Origin of the sequence: Actinoplanes sp. NPDC051470 (assembly GCF_040682035.1) — a bacterium.
Classification (GTDB): domain Bacteria; phylum Actinomycetota; class Actinomycetes; order Mycobacteriales; family Micromonosporaceae; genus Actinoplanes.
Window position 1 is genome coordinate 325,888 of sequence record NZ_JBFBAA010000001.1, and the last position, 15,530, is coordinate 341,417.

The following is a 15,530-nucleotide window of genomic DNA, read 5'->3' on the forward strand; positions in this document are numbered from 1 at the left end:
CGGGGCTGACCGAGGAAGACGCGAGCGGGTGAGCCCGCCGGCTCGGGGCTGACCGAGGAAGACGCGAGCGGGTGAGCCCGCCGGCTCGGGGCTGACCGAGGAAGACGCGAGCGGGTGAGCCCGCCGGCTCGGGGCTGACAGAAGAAGAAGGGTGACCACTCACTCAGGCCGAGCCGTCGCCGAAGGCGAGGCGACCTCGGCGGGAGCAGCGGTCAGCACCACCCACCAAGGCGCGACAAGAATTTGATCTTGAAAGGTATCTCCCTGAATGGCCGGTTATGCCGATGATCTCGCGCTCGCCCACCTGCTCGCCGACACGGCCGACTCGATCTCGATGGCCCGGTTCCGCGCGCTCGACCTGCGGGTGGAGTCCAAGCCCGACCTGACCCCGGTCTCCGACGCCGACACCGCGGTCGAGAAGGCGATCCGCGCCACGCTGGCCCGCGCCCGCCCGCGCGACGGCGTGCTCGGCGAGGAGTACGGCGTGACCTCCCCGGCCAAGGGAACGCGACAGTGGGTGATCGACCCGATCGACGGCACCAAGAACTTCGTCCGCGGCGTGCCCATCTGGGGCACCCTGATCGCCCTGATGGAGGGTGATGTGCCGGTCGCCGGGCTGGTCTCGGCGCCGGCCCTGGGACGACGCTGGTGGGGCGCGGTCGGTCACGGCGCGTACGCGGGGAAGCACCAGCGCGCCGCCACCCGGCTGGCCGTCTCCAAGGTGAACCGGATGGCCGACGCCAGCTTCTGCTACTCCAGCCTGTCCGGCTGGGCCGAGAGCGGCCGCCTCGACCCGATGCTGGAGATCATCCTGCAGGTGTGGCGGAGCCGGGCCTACGGCGACTTCTACGGCTACATGCTGCTGGCCGAGGGCGCCGTGGACGCGATGGTCGAGCCAGAGCTGTCGCTGTGGGACGTCGCCGCGCTGATCCCGATCGTCTCCGAGGCGGGCGGGCGGTTCACCGACCTGGACGGCGCCGGCGGGCCGGGCGGCGGCAGCGCGATCGCCACCAACGGTCTGCTGCACGATGAGCTGCTCGGGCGCCTGACGCACCGGAAGGACGGATAGGCCGGGTCCACGGGACGCGGCCTACCCGCTACCCGGCTGGTCTATCCTCGCTCCCGTGGTGTCCCCGGGCTGGTTCTTCCTCGCCGCGATGATCGCGGCGTACGGGGTTGCCAACCTTCTGCAGTCCAAGGCGATCGCCCGCACCACCGTGCACCACACCTTCGACCCGGGTCTGCTGCTCCGGCTGGCCGGCCACCGCACCTACCTGCTCGGCCTCGGCTGCCAGGTGCTCGGCTTCGTCTTCGCCTTCCTGGCCCGCCGCGACCTGCCGCTGTTCCTGGTGCAGGCCAGCGTGGCGGCCGGGCTGGGTGTGACCGCTCTGCTCGGCGTGGTGATCCTCAAGTGGAGCCTGCCCCGGGCCGAGATCGGCCTGCTCGCGCTGCTGCTCTGCGGCATCACCGCGCTGGTCCTGTCGGCCCAGCCGGCACACTCGCGGCCGATGGGGACCGCGGGGGTGGTCGGGCTGGCCGTCGCGATCGCGGTGATCGCGGCGCTGGGCTTCTTCGCGGTACGCCTGCACGGCGCGATGGGATCGGTGGTTCTCGGGTCGCTGGCCGGGATCGCGTTCTCGGCGGCCGCGATCGCCGCCCGCCCGCTGGCCGGCGAGCATTCGGTCGGCGGGTTCTGCTCCAACCCGCTGCTCTACCTCCTCATCGCACACTCGATCATCGGGCAGTTGCTGCTCGGCCTGGCGATGCAGCGCGGGTCGACCACGGCGGCGGTGGCGGCGATGGACGCGGCGGGCGCGGTGCCGGCGGCGATCGTCGGCCTGCTCCTGCTCGGCGACCAGATCTTCCCTGGTCGCGAGTGGCTGGCCGGTGTCGGCTTCGTGGCCACGCTGGCCTCGGTGATCGGCCTGACCAGGTACGCCGAACCGCAGCACCACCACGCCACCGCCCCGGCGGTGAAGGTGAAGGAAGCTCGCGTAGCTCGCGCTGAGCTCCGTTCGCGTGTATGAGGTCACGCTCAGCGGGTATTGGCATGAGCATGGCGTTCACCCCTTTACCGCACGATTGGCCCATAACTCACATTCGGTACTAATCGGTCATGGGGTCCTTGCTCCGAATAGGCGGGGAAGAGCGGCCCTATGCACAATGGAGCGATCATGCCGAGCGAGGTTGCACACCTGGTGGACACCGATCAGACATTTCCGGTGATCCGGCTCTCCGGGGTGCTCGATCCGGCCGCCGCCCCGGCAGTCCGCTCGGCGCTGATCGACGTGCTGGCCGGGCAGCCCGAGGCCCTGGTGGTCGACGTCGAGCGCCTGCGACCGGCCGACGCCGGGTCGGCCGGAGTGCTGACCGAGGTCGCCGCCGAGAACGCCGCCTGGCCGGCCACCCGGATGGTGCTGGCCGTGAACGGCGCCGACGGCTGGGCCGACACCGGGCTGCCGCTCTACGCCGACCGGGGTGACGCCCTCGACACGCTGGGCCCGGCCCACCCGGACGACCGCCGCGAGCTCGACCTGGAGCCGGTGACCGGCGCCGCCCGCCGGGCCCGCGAGCTGGTCACCGCCGCGTGCACGGGCTGGGGCTGCGCCGACCTGGCCGACTCGGCCACCATCGTCGTCACCGAGATGGTCAACAACGTGGTGGCGCATGCTCGCACCCCGATGACCGTGCTGCTGTCCCGGCAGGGCCGGACGATCCGGGTGGCGGTCCGCGACCGGTCCGGCCACACGCCGCGGTTCACCGGGCCGGTGGCGCCCACCTCGTACGGCGGTCGCGGCCTGCTGCTGATCGACGCGGTCGCCGACCGCTGGGGCAGCCTGGCCCTGCCCCACGGCAAGATCGTCTGGGCCCAGCTGTCGGAGGCCGCGGAACGCATACCGGACGCTCCGCGGGGGTAGGTTTCGCTCATGCGAGACAACGACTACCCGGCCGAGGTGACCGATCCCGAGGCCTCCGGACTGCCGGACACCGCGGACGACGACTCGAGCGCGTACGACGAGGTCAACAGCCCCCGCTGGGCCGATGGCGCCGACCCGGCCGCGCTGGCCGGCGTGGGCCCGGGCGGCTCGAACCGCTTCGGTGACACCGCCGAGGAGGCCCGGCAGGGCGAGGGGCTCGACCGGCGGCTGCGCCAGGAGGAGCCGGACGTCGGCGCCGAAGACCCGATCCCGGCGCGCCGCGACCCGAACGACGAGACCGTGGACAGCTCCGAGGAGCGCAACCGGCTCGCCGACGAGTGGGGCGCCGGCCCGACCTCGGACCCGAACTCGGAGGTCTCCCTCTACGACGACGGCCAGCTCGACGACGACGACCCGGCCACGGTGGGCCGCCTGGTCGCCCCGGACGAGGGCGGCGGCTTCGACAACGAGGAAGACAGCGTCGCGTACGACGCGGGCGCCGCCGGTGGCGGAGCCTCGGCCGAGGAACTGGCGATGCACGAGACCCGCCCGCCGGCCTACGAGTAGGCAGGGTCTAGTCGAGGCCCTGCTCGATCGCGTAGCGGGTGAGTTCCACGCGGTTGTGCAGCTGGAGCTTGCCCAGCGTGTTCTGCACGTGGTTCTGCACCGTGCGGTGGCTCAGGACCAGCCGCTCGGCGATCTGCCGGTACGAGAGCCCCTTGGCGACCAGGCGCAGCACCTCGGTCTCGCGTTCGGTCAGCTTCGGGGCGCTCGGGCCGGCCGGCGCGGGCGGCTCCCCGGCCAGCCGACGGAACTCGCCGAGCACCAGCCCGGCCAGCCCGGGCGTGAAGACGGTGCCGCCGGCCGCGGTCCGGGCCACCGCGTCCAGGAACTCGTCCAGGGCCGCCGACTTGAGCAGGTAGCCGCCGGCGCCGGCCTTCACCGCGTCCAGGACGCTTTGCTGCTCGCCGGACGCGGACAGCATCAGCACGCGTACGCCGGGAACGGCCGCCAGCAGCCCGTTGATCACCTCGACCCCGGAGATGTCCGGCAGTTGGAGGTCGAGCACCACGACGTCGGGCCGCGCCGCGGCGGCGATGCGCACCGCCTGCCGGCCCTCGCCGGTCGTGGCCACCACCTCGTACCCGGCCGCGGTCAGGTCGCGGCTGACGCCCTCGCGCCACATCGGGTGGTCGTCCACCACCATCACTCGCACCACGTGATCAGGGTAGTTGGGCACGCGGGACCACCAGCTCCACCTCGGTGCCGGCCGGGCCGCTCTGCACCGACGCCCGCCCGCCCAGGGCCGCCACCCGGCCTTTGATCGACTGCGCGACCCCCAGGCGGCCCTGCGCCTCGGCCTCGGCCAGCCGCGCCGGCCCGATCCCGCGGCCGTCGTCGCGCACGCTGACCGTCACCGCGTCCGGCTCGTCCTCGACCAGGACCCACGCCTTGGTGCCGGGCGGGCAGTGCCGGGTCACGTTGTCCAGCGCGGCGGCGACCGCCCCGGCCACCTCCCGGGCCACGTTCCCGGGCAGCAGCACCGCCCCGGCCGGCGCCGCCACCGACACGGTCGTCGAGGCGTGCCCGGCGAGCAGCGTCATCAGGTCGACCTCGCCGGCCGGGCCGGTGGACGGGCCGACGACCAGCGCCCGCAGCGCGACCTCCTGCTCCCCGGCCAGCCGGGCCAGCTCGCCGGCCTCGCCGTCCAGTCCCGCCCCGCGCCGCTTCACCAGCGCCAGCACCTGCAGCACCGAGTCGTGGATGTCCCGGGCCAGCCGTTCCCGCTCCCGGGTGGCCGCCTCCAGTTCGACCGCCCGCTGGAGCCGGGCGTGCGACTCCTCGGTCAGGCGCACCAGGTAGCCGACCGCGAACGCGGCCAGCACCATCAGCACCGTGCCCGTGGTGGCCTGGTTGCTGCGGGCGCGGATCAGCAGGTCGACGGCGCCCATGGCGAGCGCGGCGACGATGCCGGCCCGGCGGCCCCGGGCGACCGTCCAGGCCAGCACCGGCGCGGTCTGCCAGGCCACGGCCAGCGTGGCGGTGCCGTCCGCCAGGGCCGGGCGCCCGACCACCCAGAAGCTGACCGCCAGCACGGCCATGGTGATCAGCAGGTCGGCGGTGAGCAGGGGCGGGCGGCGCCGGGTGCGGTCGGCGTACGCGTAGGTGGTGACGATCGTCCACGTCGCCATCACGCCCAGGACGGGCCAGGCGAGCATCGGCCGCGCGTACTCGGGGACGTCGTTCACCACCAGCACGGCGACGTAGACCAGCGCCGCGATCCGGAACACCGCGATGGCCCGCCAGAGCGGCGTCAGCGGGCTGCTCGGCCGTCTTTCCGCGACGCTCACCCGCCGACCTTCCCACACCGGCGGTGGGCCCCGTGTCCTGCGGAATGATCAGCGCTGGAATACGGTCGACGCATCGGCGCCGAGATCCTCCTGTCGGAGGCCTTCGACCGCGACCGGGTGACCGGCCTGCGGCACGCCGTCGCGTCCTGTGCCGGACGGGCCGGTCTCAGCGGGTCACGGCTGGACGATTTTGTGGTCGCGGTGAACGAGTTGCTGACCAACGCGGTACGCCACGGCGGCGGGCACGGTCACGTTGCGTTGTGGCGGGAGACCGGGTCGGTGGTCTGCGAGGTCTCCGATCGAGGGCCCGGCATCTCTGAACCGACGCTTAATCACCCCCATCGCCCGCGGGCCGACGAACCGGGCGGCCGGGGGCTCTGGCTGGCCGCCGAACTGACCGATGACCTGCGGCTGAACACGAGTCCAGAAGGGACGAGGGTTCGCGTCTCGACCCGGTCTTCTTAAGGAATCTTTAAGTATCAGAGGCGAGCTTGCGCCCGGCCCGGCAATATCCGAAAGTTCTTCTGCCTTTACAGGAGGCCGCCGACAAGGAGGACCTTCGTCCCATGCAACGCGATCGTCGATTCGTCGCCCGCCACTCCGCTCCGTCTCGAACCCTGCGCACACGTTCCGTGGTGACGCTGGCGGTCGCGGCGACCGGGCTCGCGACCGCCGTCTGGCTGCCCACCCGATTCGACCGGGCCGACGCGGCCCAGTCGACCCCGACCCTCGTCCCGGTGTTCGCCGACGAGTTCGACGGCGCCCGCGGCGACGACCCCGACGCGGCGAAGTGGTCGGCCGACGGCCAGGGCGTGCGCCTGGACGGCGACGGCAACGTGGCGATCTTCGCGCGGCCCGGCCGGCGGGACCGGTCCGCCGACGCGGGCGTGCAGACCAAGCAGACCTTCCAGGCCGCGGCGGGCAAGGTCGAGGCGCGGGTCCGGGTCGCCGACGGCGAATCGGTGCGCTCGGTCTTCCGGATGCTCGGGGCCGACGACTCCCGGCTCGACGTCATGGACAACCGGGGCAACCGCTCCAAGGTGCTGCGCGGGTCGTTCGGCGCCGACGTCGACGGGCAGCTGGAGTCGGAGCATTCGCTCGCGGCCGACTTCCACTCGTACGCGGTGACCTGGTCGTTCGGCGAGGTCATCTGGACGATCGACGACCGGGAGTTCCTGCGCACCAAGACCGACCTGGACGAGCCGTTCGCGGTGGCCCTCGAGGTGACCGCGGGCGAGGTCGACCGCGACCGGACCGCGCGGCGGATGCTGGTCGACTTCGTGCGGGTCTCGACGGCCGCGCCCGAGGAGGAAGAGCCCCCAGCCTCGGAGGAGCCCAGCGCCCCGCCGGCCGAAGAACCGCCGGCTGAAGAACCGCCGGCCGAGCAGCCCCCGGCCGAGCAGCCCCCGGCCGAGCAGCCCCCGGCCGCGGAGGCCTGGGAGCCGTTCCACCTCTACACGGCCGGCACCAAGGTCGAGTTCAAGGGCGTCACGTACGAGGTGCTGTCGACCCACACCTCGCTGCCCGGCTGGGAGCCCACGGCCATCCCGGAGCTGTTCAAGGCGCAGTAGAAGGTGGTTCCGGAACCGAGCTGTCTTGACTGATGGTGGTCAATCTATAAAGACTACTAAAAGTTAACGGCACCTCTCCCCGGAGGATCCCCATGCGCAGGACAAGGCTCTTGCTCGCCGTCGCGACCGTGGCGGTCACACTCACGGGCGGACTGGTAGCGACCTCACGCAACGATGTCGCCGACGCCGCCGTCGGGCCCATCACCTGGCAGGACGAGTTCAACCAACCGGCCGGCACGCCGCTGGACCAGTCGAAGTGGAAGTTCGACATCGGTGGCGGCGGCTGGGGCAACAACGAACGCGAGTACTACACCAACTCGACCAGCAACGTGGTGCACGACGGTCAGGGCAACCTGGCGATCACCGCGCGCCAGGAGAACCCGAACAACTACCAGTGCCACTACGGGCGCTGCGAGTACACCTCGGGCCGGATCCTGACCGCGGACAAGTTCTCCCAGGCCTACGGCCGCTTCGAGGCCCGCCTCAAGATTCCCCGGGGTCAGGGCATCTGGCCCGCCTTCTGGATGCTGGGCGGCGGCAACTGGCCGGCCGACGGCGAGATCGACATCATGGAGAACGTCGGCTTCGAGCCCAACACGGTGCACGGCACCGTGCACGGCCCGGGCTACTCCGGCGCCGGCGGCATCGGCGGCGGCCGCACCATCGGCGCGCCACTGGCCGACGCCTTCCACCAGTACGCGGTCGAGTGGTCACCCAACCTGATCGTCTGGTACCTGGACAACTCGGAGTTCTTCCGGATCACCCCGTCCAACATCAACGGCAACCAGTGGGTCTTCAACCACCCGTTCTTCATGATCCTGAACGTGGCGGTCGGCGGCTACTGGCCGGGCTACCCGGACGCCAGCACGGTGTTCCCGCAGACCATGCTGGTCGACTGGGTCCGCGTCTCGGCCTGGACCGACGGCGGCACCCCGTCCCCGACCGGCGGCCTGCGGTCGAACTTCAGCAACCGGTGCATCGACATCCCGGCCGCCAACCCGGTCGACGGCGCCCGGCTCCAGCTCTACGACTGCAACGGCAGCAACGCCCAGCAGTGGTCGTTCAACGGCGACGGCACGCTGCGGGCGATGGGCAAGTGCATGGACCCGGCCGGCGGCGCGCTCGCCAACGGCACCCCGATCCAGCTGGTCACCTGCAACGGCAACCCGGTGCAGCGGTTCACCCTGTCCGGTGCCGGCGACCTGGTGAACGTCTCGGCCAACCGGTGCGTCGACGTCAAGGACTGGAACAGCGGGAACGGCGCGCAGCTCCAGCTCTGGGACTGCGCCGGCACCACCAACCAGAAGTGGACGCGGACCTGAGCTACTTGACCGAGAAGCGGTCGCCGTAGACCTTCCACGTCAGCGGCGTGTTCAGGTCGAGGTTGCTCGACTTGAGGAAGAGGCGCTGAGCGGTCTCCACCCGGGTGGTGTCGCTGTGCGCCTCTTCCGTCTTCATGGCCCGCACCCGGGCGTCGAGGAAGGCGTTCAGCCAGGTGATCTCGTCGCCGCCCTGCTTGGGCGTCTTCGCCTTGGCCGTCGCGGCCTCGCGGATGCCCCGCAGGCCGGACATCCCGTGCATGACCGCCGCGTCGTAGTAGGCGAACTGGCCCAGGGCGCGGAGCCCGTCGGCGCGGGCCATCGTGACGGCCGGGCCGAAGTACATCCGGTCCCGCTCGTCCTCCTGGGTCTTCTGGAACACCGGGTCGGTGCCGGCCTTCTTCCAGGCCCCCGGGTAACCCGGGTCCAGGCCGGCGTGCGAGTCCGAGCCGTCGACCGCACGCAGGGCGGGCAGATAGCGGGCGAGCAGGTTGTCCGGCTTCCGGCGGGTGTACTCCTCGACCAGCGCGAGCATGTCCGAGGTGCCCGAGGTGAAGCCGACCAGCCCGCCGGTGTAGCCGCGGCCGTCGCCGATGTCCTCGAGGTAGCCGTACTGGCCACGCCAGTTCAGCGACGAGTTCTCGGCCGACGAGACCAGCTGCTGGGCGATCTCCTTGGGCTTCACGTCGGTCAGCGGCGCGGCCGGGTTGATGCCGGACTCGGCGCGGGCCGGGACGGCCGGACCGGGCCCGTACACCTGGAACTCGCGCAACGCGAAGCCGGAACCGCCGCCGCGGAGCGCGAGGACCCGGACGTAGCGGCCGGCGCCGCCGAGCTGCTTGAGATCGTCGGTGCCGCCGTCACCGTCGCCGGCCACGGCCAGATCGGTCCAGGACGCGGCGTCGGCGGAGATCTGTACGCGGTACGCCGAGGCGTACGCCTTGTCCCAGGTCAGGCGGGCCCGCACCACCCGGAGCGGCGCACCCAGATCGATCCGCAGCCATTGACTGCCGAGCACGGCCGGCGTGGTCCAGGCGGTGCCGAGGTCTCCGTCGACCGCGGCCGCCGCGCCGGATCCGGCCGAGGCCATCACCCCGCGGCCCGGGGAGAGCGCCATGTCGCTGGCGGCGTCCGCGGTGACCGTGACGACCAGCGGGACGGTCAGCAGCGCGGCCACACCGGTGCCGAACGCCACTGCCCCCGCCCTGATCGCCACGCCTTCCACGCTAGGTCGGCCGCGCCCGGGTTCGCGGAGAAAGCGGGAAATCAGCGCTTGCGACGCCGGGAGATGAGGACGATGGCCAGGATGACACCGCCCACCACGAGCAGGCAGCAGAGGCCGCCGATGATCGGGAGGAAGCCGCCGCGCCCCCGGCGCGACTTGGCCGCCTCGACGGCGACATCGGCCACGCCGGTGCTTGCCGCCCACGCGTGCACCGGGATGACCAGGGTCAGAACGAGACCGGTGACCGCGGCGGAAGCCCGCGACCACCACTTCAGAGCTGTGGACATGCGACCCATCGTGACCCATCGGGGCAATGGCTGAGAGGCTGGGGGCATGGATGTGGATCTGAGCGCGCTCGCCGCGGCGCATGGGGTGGCCACCTCGTACGAGGACTGGCACCGCGAAGAACGCGAGGTCGCCCCCGAGTCGGTGATCGGGGTTCTGGGCCTGCTCGGCGTGGACGCGAGCACCCCGGCGGCGGTGCGGGCCGCGCTGGCCGCAGTCCCGGCCAAGCAGGACCTCCCGGGCACCGTGGTGGTGCGGGAGGGCACGACCCGCCCGCTGCCCGGCCCGTCCCGGATCACCTGCGAGGACGGCGCCGTCCGGGAGGTCACCGCGGTCCCGGCCGACCTGCCGCTGGGCTGGCACCGGCTGCGCCACGGCGACCGCGAGGTCACGCTGGTCGTGGTGCCGGTCGAGCTGCCCGAGCCGCCGGAGACCTGGGGCTGGATGCTCCAGCTGTACGCGCTGCGGTCGGCCGGCTCCTGGGGCATGGGCGACCTCGGCGACCTGCGGACGTTCATCGAGAACAGCCACGGCGCGGGCCTGGTCCTGCTCAACCCGCTGCACGCGATCACCCCGACCACGCCGGTGCCGGCCTCGCCGTACTCGCCGTCCAGCCGCCGGTTCGCCAATCCGCTCTACCTGCGCATTTCCGACATAAACCAATACAAGTCGGCTAGCCCGGCCGTCAAGGCACAGGTTGACGCCCTACGGCCGGCCGACACCGAGCTGATCGACTACACCGCGGTGTGGGAGGCCAAACGGGCCGCCCTCGAACTCCTCTTCCCCGGGAAAGGCCAGGTCGATCGGGACGCCGATCCGGGGCTCACCGAGTTCGCCGAGTTCTGCGCGCTGGCCGAACGGCACGGCCCGAACTGGCCGACCTGGCCGGCCGACCCCGGCCGACCCGACGAGGACCGGGTCGCCTTCCACATCTGGGTCCAGCGCCTGGTCGAGGAACAACTGGAAGCGGCCAACCGGGCGGCCGCCGGCATGCCGGTCGGGGTGGTGCTCGACCTGGCCGTGGGCATCGACCCGAACGGCGCCGACGGCTGGCTGCTCCAGGACGTGCTGGCCGCCGGGGTGCACGCCGGGGCCCCGCCGGACGCGTTCAACCAGCTCGGGCAGGACTGGGGCCTGGCCGCGTGGCGGCCCGACCGGCTGATCGAAACCGGCTACGCGGCCTACCGGGACATGCTGCGGCGGATCTTCCGGCACGCCGGCGGGCTGCGGGTCGACCACGTGGCCGGGCTGTGGCGGCTGTGGTGGGTGCCGCCGGGCCTGGGCCCGGCCGAGGGCACCTACGTGCACTACGACCCCGAGGCGATGCTCGGCATCCTGGCGCTGGAGGCGCACCGGGCCGGCGCCGTGGTGATCGGCGAGGACCTCGGTACCGTGCAGCCGGCGGTCACCGAGGGCCTCGAACGGATGAACATGCTGGGTTCGGCGGTCCTCTGGTTCACCCGGGACTGGGACGACCCGGACAGCGTCTTCGTGCCGGCCGAGGACTATCCGCGCAACGCCCTGGCCAGCGTCTCCACCCACGACCTGCCGACCGCGGCCGGCTTCCTGACCGGCGAGCAGGTCCGGGTCCGCGCGCGGCTGGGCCAGCTGGCCGGCACGGTCGAGGACGAGCAGCGCGCGGCCGACGCCGACCGGGCGCAGTTGCTGCTGGCGCTGACCAAGGAAGGCCTGATCACCCCGGACAGCAGCTCGGAGGAGATCGTGGTGGCCATGCACGAGTTCCTGGCGCGTACGCCGTGCCGGTTGGTGACCGCGTCGCTCTACGACGTGCTGGGGGTGCTGGACCAGCCGAACCTTCCCGGGACCACGGACGAGTACCCGAACTGGCGGATGCCGATCACCACTAGCCTGGAGCAGATCGTGGTGGACCCACGCGTCCGGCGGATCGCCGGCGTGCTGAGCGCGAAAAAGGGTGCGAGATGAGCTTCCTGGACAAGGCCAAGGAATTCGCCGACAAGCACGACAAGCAGGTCGACCAGGTGCTGGAGAAGGTCGGCGACGAGGTCGACAAGCGGACCGGCCACAAGTACTCGGGCCAGATCGACCGCGGCGTCGACGAGGCGCAGAAGCGCACCGGCGAGGGCGACACCCGCCCCTAGAGGGGTGGCGGCGGCGGGTCGTCGTCGACCGCGAACAACATCGGGTGGGCCACGGGCTGCGCCGAGCGCTCGCGGCACCGGGTCGGCGGCAGCAGCGACGACCGGTGCTCCGGGTGCTCGCCGCAGTGCCGCAGGGCCCGGGTGATCGCGTCCGGGTGATGCCGGCCGCCGCCGTATTCGCCGCAGCGGACGCAGTCCCAGCGCCAGTACGCGGGTCCCTCGTCCGAGTCGTGCCGGCGGATCCGCAGCGCGGGCCGGGAGCGGCTGTGCTCGGCGGCCGCCGCGGCCAGGATCTCGGCCATCGCGTCGGCCGGTGGCGGCCCGAGGGGACGCCCGGTGAACTCGGCCAGCACACTGCTAGAGCCCGACACGGTGGCACCCCTCCTGTCCGTCCCGTCCGTGGCCGACGGGTCCCGTGTGGCCAGTGTGGCGGGACGATCCGGGCACGATGACCGTTTTGGCGAAAGCCAGGTGGTATTCACCCGCATCGGTCGCCGGCGGCGATCCGCCCCAAGCCGATGCTACGGTTGTCGCGCGGAGGTGCCGGACGTGCGCAACGAGACATCCATCCATGTCACGTGGCCCTCTGAGCCGGCCGCTTCGACGATGCGCTTCTCGCATTCGGCCTTTCTGTACGACTCCCCCGACGACTACCGCGACTTCCTCGTGCGCTTCATCCGCGAGGGGGTGGAGCACGGCGACGCCATCGCGATGGCCGCCGGCGCCGACCGGGTCGCCCTGGTGCGCGAGGCTCTCGGCGCCGACGCCGGCCAGGTGCGCTTCCAGCCGACCGAAGACTGGCACATCCGGCCGGTCCGCTCGATCGGCGTGTGGTCCCGGCTGCTCCGCACGGCGGCCACCGCGGGGCGCCCGTCGGCCCGGCTGATCAACGAGATCGACTTCCAAGGTCAAGATCCCTCGTGGGTACGCGCGGAGTCCGCGACGAACGCTTCCCTGGCCGGCCTCAACGGGCACCTGCTGTGCCCGTACGACCGCAGCGCCCTGGCGCCCGAGCTGATCGAGGCCGCCCGCCGCACCCACCACGTCCTCTACGACGGCGGCTGGACCCGCAGCGACGAGTTCGTCGAGCCCCGCACCCTGCTGGCCACCATCGAGGAGCCGCCCTACCCGGCCACCGGCGAGCCCCTGGTCGAGGTGCCGATCGCCGACTCGGTCGCCGACCTGCGCGCCCACCTGCGCAACCGGGCCACCGCCGAGGGCTGGCTCCCGCCCGACCGGGTCGAGGTGCTGATCCTGGCCCTGAGCGAGCTCGCCACCAACGGCATCCGGCACGGCGGCGCCCACCGCGAGCTGCGCGTCTGGCTCAACCCGGGCGCGGTGGTGTGCGAGGTCGCCGACGACGGGCCACACCCGCCGGGCCCGCTGGCCGGCTACCTGCCCCCGGTGCCCGGCGTGGTCGGCGGCATGGGCCTGTGGCTGGTCGGCCAGATCTGCGACGCGCTCTCGGTCACCACCGCGGGCGGGGTCACGCGGGCCCGGTTCGCCCTGCGCCGATAGTTTCGCCCGGCGCGGACAGCTTCGCCCGCGCCAACGGTGGAGCAGCGCCAACGTGTGGAGCAGCGCCAACGACGAACCGGCCCCTCGGGTTGGGGGGAACCCGAGAGGCCGGTGCTGGTGTGCCGTACCCGATCAGCAGTAGGTCTTGCCCTTGCTGTTCTTCGTGTACCGGCAGCTGTCGATCAGCTTGCTGGTGCCGGTCCGGAGGTAGGCCGAATCGCCGCCGTTGTCCCAGATGAAGCCCTTACGGCCCCAGTACCGGTAGTTCGAGGGCCTGCCGTTCGTGCCCTTGCCGGTCGGTATGTACACGTTCTTCTTCCCGCGCAGGTAGAAGTCCGTGGTGAACCGATAGGTGTTCCCGGCCCGGTCCTTCACCGTCCAGTACTTCAGGTTGAAGGTCTTGGAGGTGTAGTTGGTGATCCGGAAGTACTCCTGGTTCAGCTTGCTCGTGGTGTCCTTGCCCGCCGGGTCGAAGACGATCAGCGAGAAGCGCACGTCACCGGGCTTGACCACGAGCGGAGCCGGCGCCGGCTTCACCGGCGGCTTGGTCGGCGAGGTCGTCGGCGGCTTGGTCGGGGTGGTCGTCGGCGGCTTGGTGGGCGTCGTCGGCGGCGTGGTCGGGTCGGTGGGCGGGTTGGGCTGGCCGCCGTTGATGCCCACCACCACCGAGTTGCCGACCAGGACCCGGTTGGCGTCGTCCGGGCCGACCGAGGCGCGGTAGTTCTGCGCGCCGCTCTGACCGGTCAGCACGGTCTGGTAGACGCCCTCGGTCTCGGTCTGGCCCTCGACCAGCGTCTGCCAGGTGCTGCCCGACTGCCGCTGGATCTTGACCGGCAGGAACGCCTGGCCCGGCTCGGACACGACGCGCACCGACACGTTGGTGCCGGAGACGCTCAGCTCGAGGGTCGGCTTCGGCACGATGCCGACGTACAGCGGCGCCGAACGCAGCGCGACCGTGTTGTTGGCCTCGGCGACGAACACGAAGCCGGAGTCGAGCCGGCGGCGCAGGGTGAAGTCGCCGTTCGCGTCGGCCGTCGCGGTGACGACGTCCTCCGGGAAGAACGCCTCCGAGTAGTACATGTCGTCGCGGTAGACGTAGGCGGCCTCCCGCAACCGGATGGTGGCGCCCGGGTCGGCCTTGCCGTGCAGGGTTGCCCAGTTCCAGCCGACCACACTCGCCGGGCCGGTCAAGGTCGGCACGGTGGCGGCCATCGCGGGGCCGGCGCCGAGCAGCGCGCTGCCCAGCCCGATCCCCGCCGCCGCCAGCGCGGCAACCAGCCGCGGTGAACGTACGCGCATCACAGATCTCCATCGCTCGGGTCGATGCCGCGAGCCTATGAGTAACTACCCTGTGTATTGATCATCCGGGGCGGCCAGCCTTTTTAGCTGGTCGTACTAGGTGTTGCAACCGGATCGACAGTACGGAGCGTTAAATGCTAAACCTGGACTCATGCCCTCAAAGCCGGTAGAACTCGTGGCCGATTGCGCCCGATGTGCGGGACTCTGCTGTGTTGCGCCGGCGTTCGCGAGGTCATCCGACTTCGCGATCGACAAGCCGGCCGGCCGGCCCTGCCCCAACCTGGCCGACGACTTCCGGTGCGGCATCCACCAGCAGCTGACCGATCGGGGCTTCCGCGGGTGCGTGGTGTTCGACTGCTTCGGCGCCGGTCAGCAGGTGACGCAGCACACCTTCGGCGGCCGCGACTGGCGGTCGGCGCCCGAGCTGGCCGGGGCGATGTTCGCCACCCTGCCCGTGATGCGGCAGCTGCACGAGCTGCTCTGGTACGTCACCGAGGCGCTCGAGCTGGACGCCGCCGCGCGCGTACACGACAAGCTGCGCGCAGCGCTCGACCAGACCGAGCAGTTGACCATGGGTACGCCGGCGGAGCTCGCCGCCCTCGACCTGGACGCGCACCGGCGCCGGGTGAACCCGCTGCTGCAACGGGCGAGTGAGCTGGCCCGAGCCGGCGCCGGGCCACGACCCGACCATCGCGGCGCCGACCTGATCGGCCGCCGGATGCGCGGAATGGACCTGCGCGGCGCCAACTTCCGGGGCGCGCGGCTGATCGGCGCCGATCTTCGGGGGGCGAATCTGCGGAGGGCCGATTTCACCGGCGCCGATCTCCGGGGTGCCGACCTGCGCGAAGCTGATCTTCGCGGCGCGCTGTTCCTGACCGCCTCGCAACTGCGCTCGGCGCGGACCGCTGTTTCCCCCTAGCATGG

At 71.9% G+C, this 15,530-nt stretch carries 17 protein-coding genes; 11 read left to right on the plus strand and 6 right to left on the minus strand.

Annotation, left to right across the window (positions count from 1 at the left end):
• The first annotated feature begins 268 nt into the window (after positions 1 to 268).
• The 4 genes from hisN (at position 269) to AB0M54_RS01580 (ending at position 3,485) form a co-directional block, all read left to right on the plus strand.
• On the plus strand, positions 269 to 1,069 hold the full coding sequence (gene hisN / locus AB0M54_RS01565) for a histidinol-phosphatase (protein WP_364314514.1): 801 nt from the start codon (positions 269 to 271) through the stop codon (positions 1,067 to 1,069).
• 88 nt (positions 1,070 to 1,157) lie between these two features.
• Positions 1,158 to 2,027: a hypothetical protein gene (locus tag AB0M54_RS01570; protein WP_364317078.1), complete on the plus strand. Its 870-nt coding sequence runs from the start codon at positions 1,158 to 1,160 to the stop codon at positions 2,025 to 2,027.
• A gap of 147 nt (positions 2,028 to 2,174) precedes the next feature.
• Entirely contained in the window at positions 2,175 to 2,918 is a 744-nt protein-coding gene (locus AB0M54_RS01575) for an ATP-binding protein (RefSeq protein WP_364314511.1), read from the plus strand.
• Between the two features lie 9 nt (positions 2,919 to 2,927).
• Positions 2,928 to 3,485: a DUF5709 domain-containing protein gene (locus tag AB0M54_RS01580; protein WP_364314508.1), complete on the plus strand. Its 558-nt coding sequence runs from the start codon at positions 2,928 to 2,930 to the stop codon at positions 3,483 to 3,485.
• 7 nt (positions 3,486 to 3,492) lie between these two features.
• On the opposite strand, the gene AB0M54_RS01585 is transcribed toward AB0M54_RS01580, so the two are convergent.
• Together AB0M54_RS01585 and AB0M54_RS01590 are read right to left on the minus strand one after the other, a co-directional pair.
• Complete coding sequence (locus AB0M54_RS01585; RefSeq protein ID WP_364317075.1) at positions 3,493 to 4,125, minus strand: response regulator transcription factor; 633 nt, start codon at positions 4,123 to 4,125, stop codon at positions 3,493 to 3,495.
• A gap of 16 nt (positions 4,126 to 4,141) precedes the next feature.
• Complete coding sequence (locus tag AB0M54_RS01590; protein ID WP_364314505.1) at positions 4,142 to 5,269, minus strand: DUF5931 domain-containing protein; 1,128 nt, start codon at positions 5,267 to 5,269, stop codon at positions 4,142 to 4,144.
• Between the two features lie 54 nt (positions 5,270 to 5,323).
• Between AB0M54_RS01590 and AB0M54_RS01595 the strand changes: the two genes are divergently transcribed.
• The 3 genes from AB0M54_RS01595 (at position 5,324) to AB0M54_RS01605 (ending at position 8,162) form a co-directional block, all read left to right on the plus strand.
• Positions 5,324 to 5,734: an ATP-binding protein gene (locus tag AB0M54_RS01595; RefSeq protein ID WP_364469170.1), complete on the plus strand. Its 411-nt coding sequence runs from the start codon at positions 5,324 to 5,326 to the stop codon at positions 5,732 to 5,734.
• A 101-nt stretch (positions 5,735 to 5,835) separates the two neighbouring features.
• Positions 5,836 to 6,840 (plus strand): carbohydrate-binding protein, encoded by a 1,005-nt coding sequence (locus AB0M54_RS01600; RefSeq protein WP_364468549.1) that lies wholly within the window; start codon positions 5,836 to 5,838, stop codon positions 6,838 to 6,840.
• A gap of 92 nt (positions 6,841 to 6,932) precedes the next feature.
• The gene (locus tag AB0M54_RS01605; RefSeq protein WP_364468551.1) at positions 6,933 to 8,162 is read left to right on the plus strand and encodes a family 16 glycosylhydrolase; all 1,230 of its coding nucleotides are present in this window, start codon (positions 6,933 to 6,935) and stop codon (positions 8,160 to 8,162) included.
• Position 8,163: 1 nt separating this feature from the next.
• On the opposite strand, the gene AB0M54_RS01610 is transcribed toward AB0M54_RS01605, so the two are convergent.
• Complete coding sequence (locus AB0M54_RS01610; protein ID WP_364468553.1) at positions 8,164 to 9,375, minus strand: chitosanase; 1,212 nt, start codon at positions 9,373 to 9,375, stop codon at positions 8,164 to 8,166.
• A 50-nt stretch (positions 9,376 to 9,425) separates the two neighbouring features.
• Positions 9,426 to 9,671, minus strand: a complete 246-nt coding sequence (locus tag AB0M54_RS01615) for a hypothetical protein (RefSeq protein WP_364314496.1) — start codon at positions 9,669 to 9,671, stop codon at positions 9,426 to 9,428.
• 46 nt (positions 9,672 to 9,717) lie between these two features.
• Between AB0M54_RS01615 and AB0M54_RS01620 the strand changes: the two genes are divergently transcribed.
• On the plus strand, positions 9,718 to 11,613 hold the full coding sequence (locus AB0M54_RS01620) for a 4-alpha-glucanotransferase (RefSeq protein WP_364468555.1): 1,896 nt from the start codon (positions 9,718 to 9,720) through the stop codon (positions 11,611 to 11,613).
• Positions 11,610 to 11,789 (plus strand): antitoxin, encoded by a 180-nt coding sequence (locus AB0M54_RS01625; protein WP_364314491.1) that lies wholly within the window; start codon positions 11,610 to 11,612, stop codon positions 11,787 to 11,789. Before AB0M54_RS01620 ends, AB0M54_RS01625 begins: the two co-directional genes overlap by 4 nt.
• Here AB0M54_RS01625 and AB0M54_RS01630 read toward each other — a convergent pair.
• The gene (locus tag AB0M54_RS01630) at positions 11,786 to 12,160 is read right to left on the minus strand and encodes a hypothetical protein (RefSeq protein WP_364314488.1); all 375 of its coding nucleotides are present in this window, start codon (positions 12,158 to 12,160) and stop codon (positions 11,786 to 11,788) included. The genes AB0M54_RS01625 and AB0M54_RS01630 overlap by 4 nt on opposite strands.
• Positions 12,161 to 12,338: 178 nt before the next feature.
• On the opposite strand from AB0M54_RS01630, the gene AB0M54_RS01635 reads away from it, so the two are divergent.
• The gene (locus AB0M54_RS01635) at positions 12,339 to 13,307 is read left to right on the plus strand and encodes an anti-sigma factor RsbA family regulatory protein (protein WP_364468557.1); all 969 of its coding nucleotides are present in this window, start codon (positions 12,339 to 12,341) and stop codon (positions 13,305 to 13,307) included.
• A 132-nt stretch (positions 13,308 to 13,439) separates the two neighbouring features.
• Here the strand turns inward: AB0M54_RS01635 and AB0M54_RS01640 are convergent, their stop codons facing one another.
• Positions 13,440 to 14,606 carry a lamin tail domain-containing protein gene (locus AB0M54_RS01640; RefSeq protein WP_364468559.1) on the minus strand — a complete coding sequence of 389 codons (1,167 nt, stop codon included), beginning with the start codon at positions 14,604 to 14,606 and terminating at the stop codon, positions 13,440 to 13,442.
• A 151-nt stretch (positions 14,607 to 14,757) separates the two neighbouring features.
• Between AB0M54_RS01640 and AB0M54_RS01645 the strand changes: the two genes are divergently transcribed.
• A complete protein-coding gene (locus tag AB0M54_RS01645; protein WP_364468561.1) occupies positions 14,758 to 15,525 on the plus strand; it encodes a pentapeptide repeat-containing protein in 768 nt (255 codons plus the stop codon).
• Positions 15,526 to 15,530 lie beyond the last annotated feature (5 nt).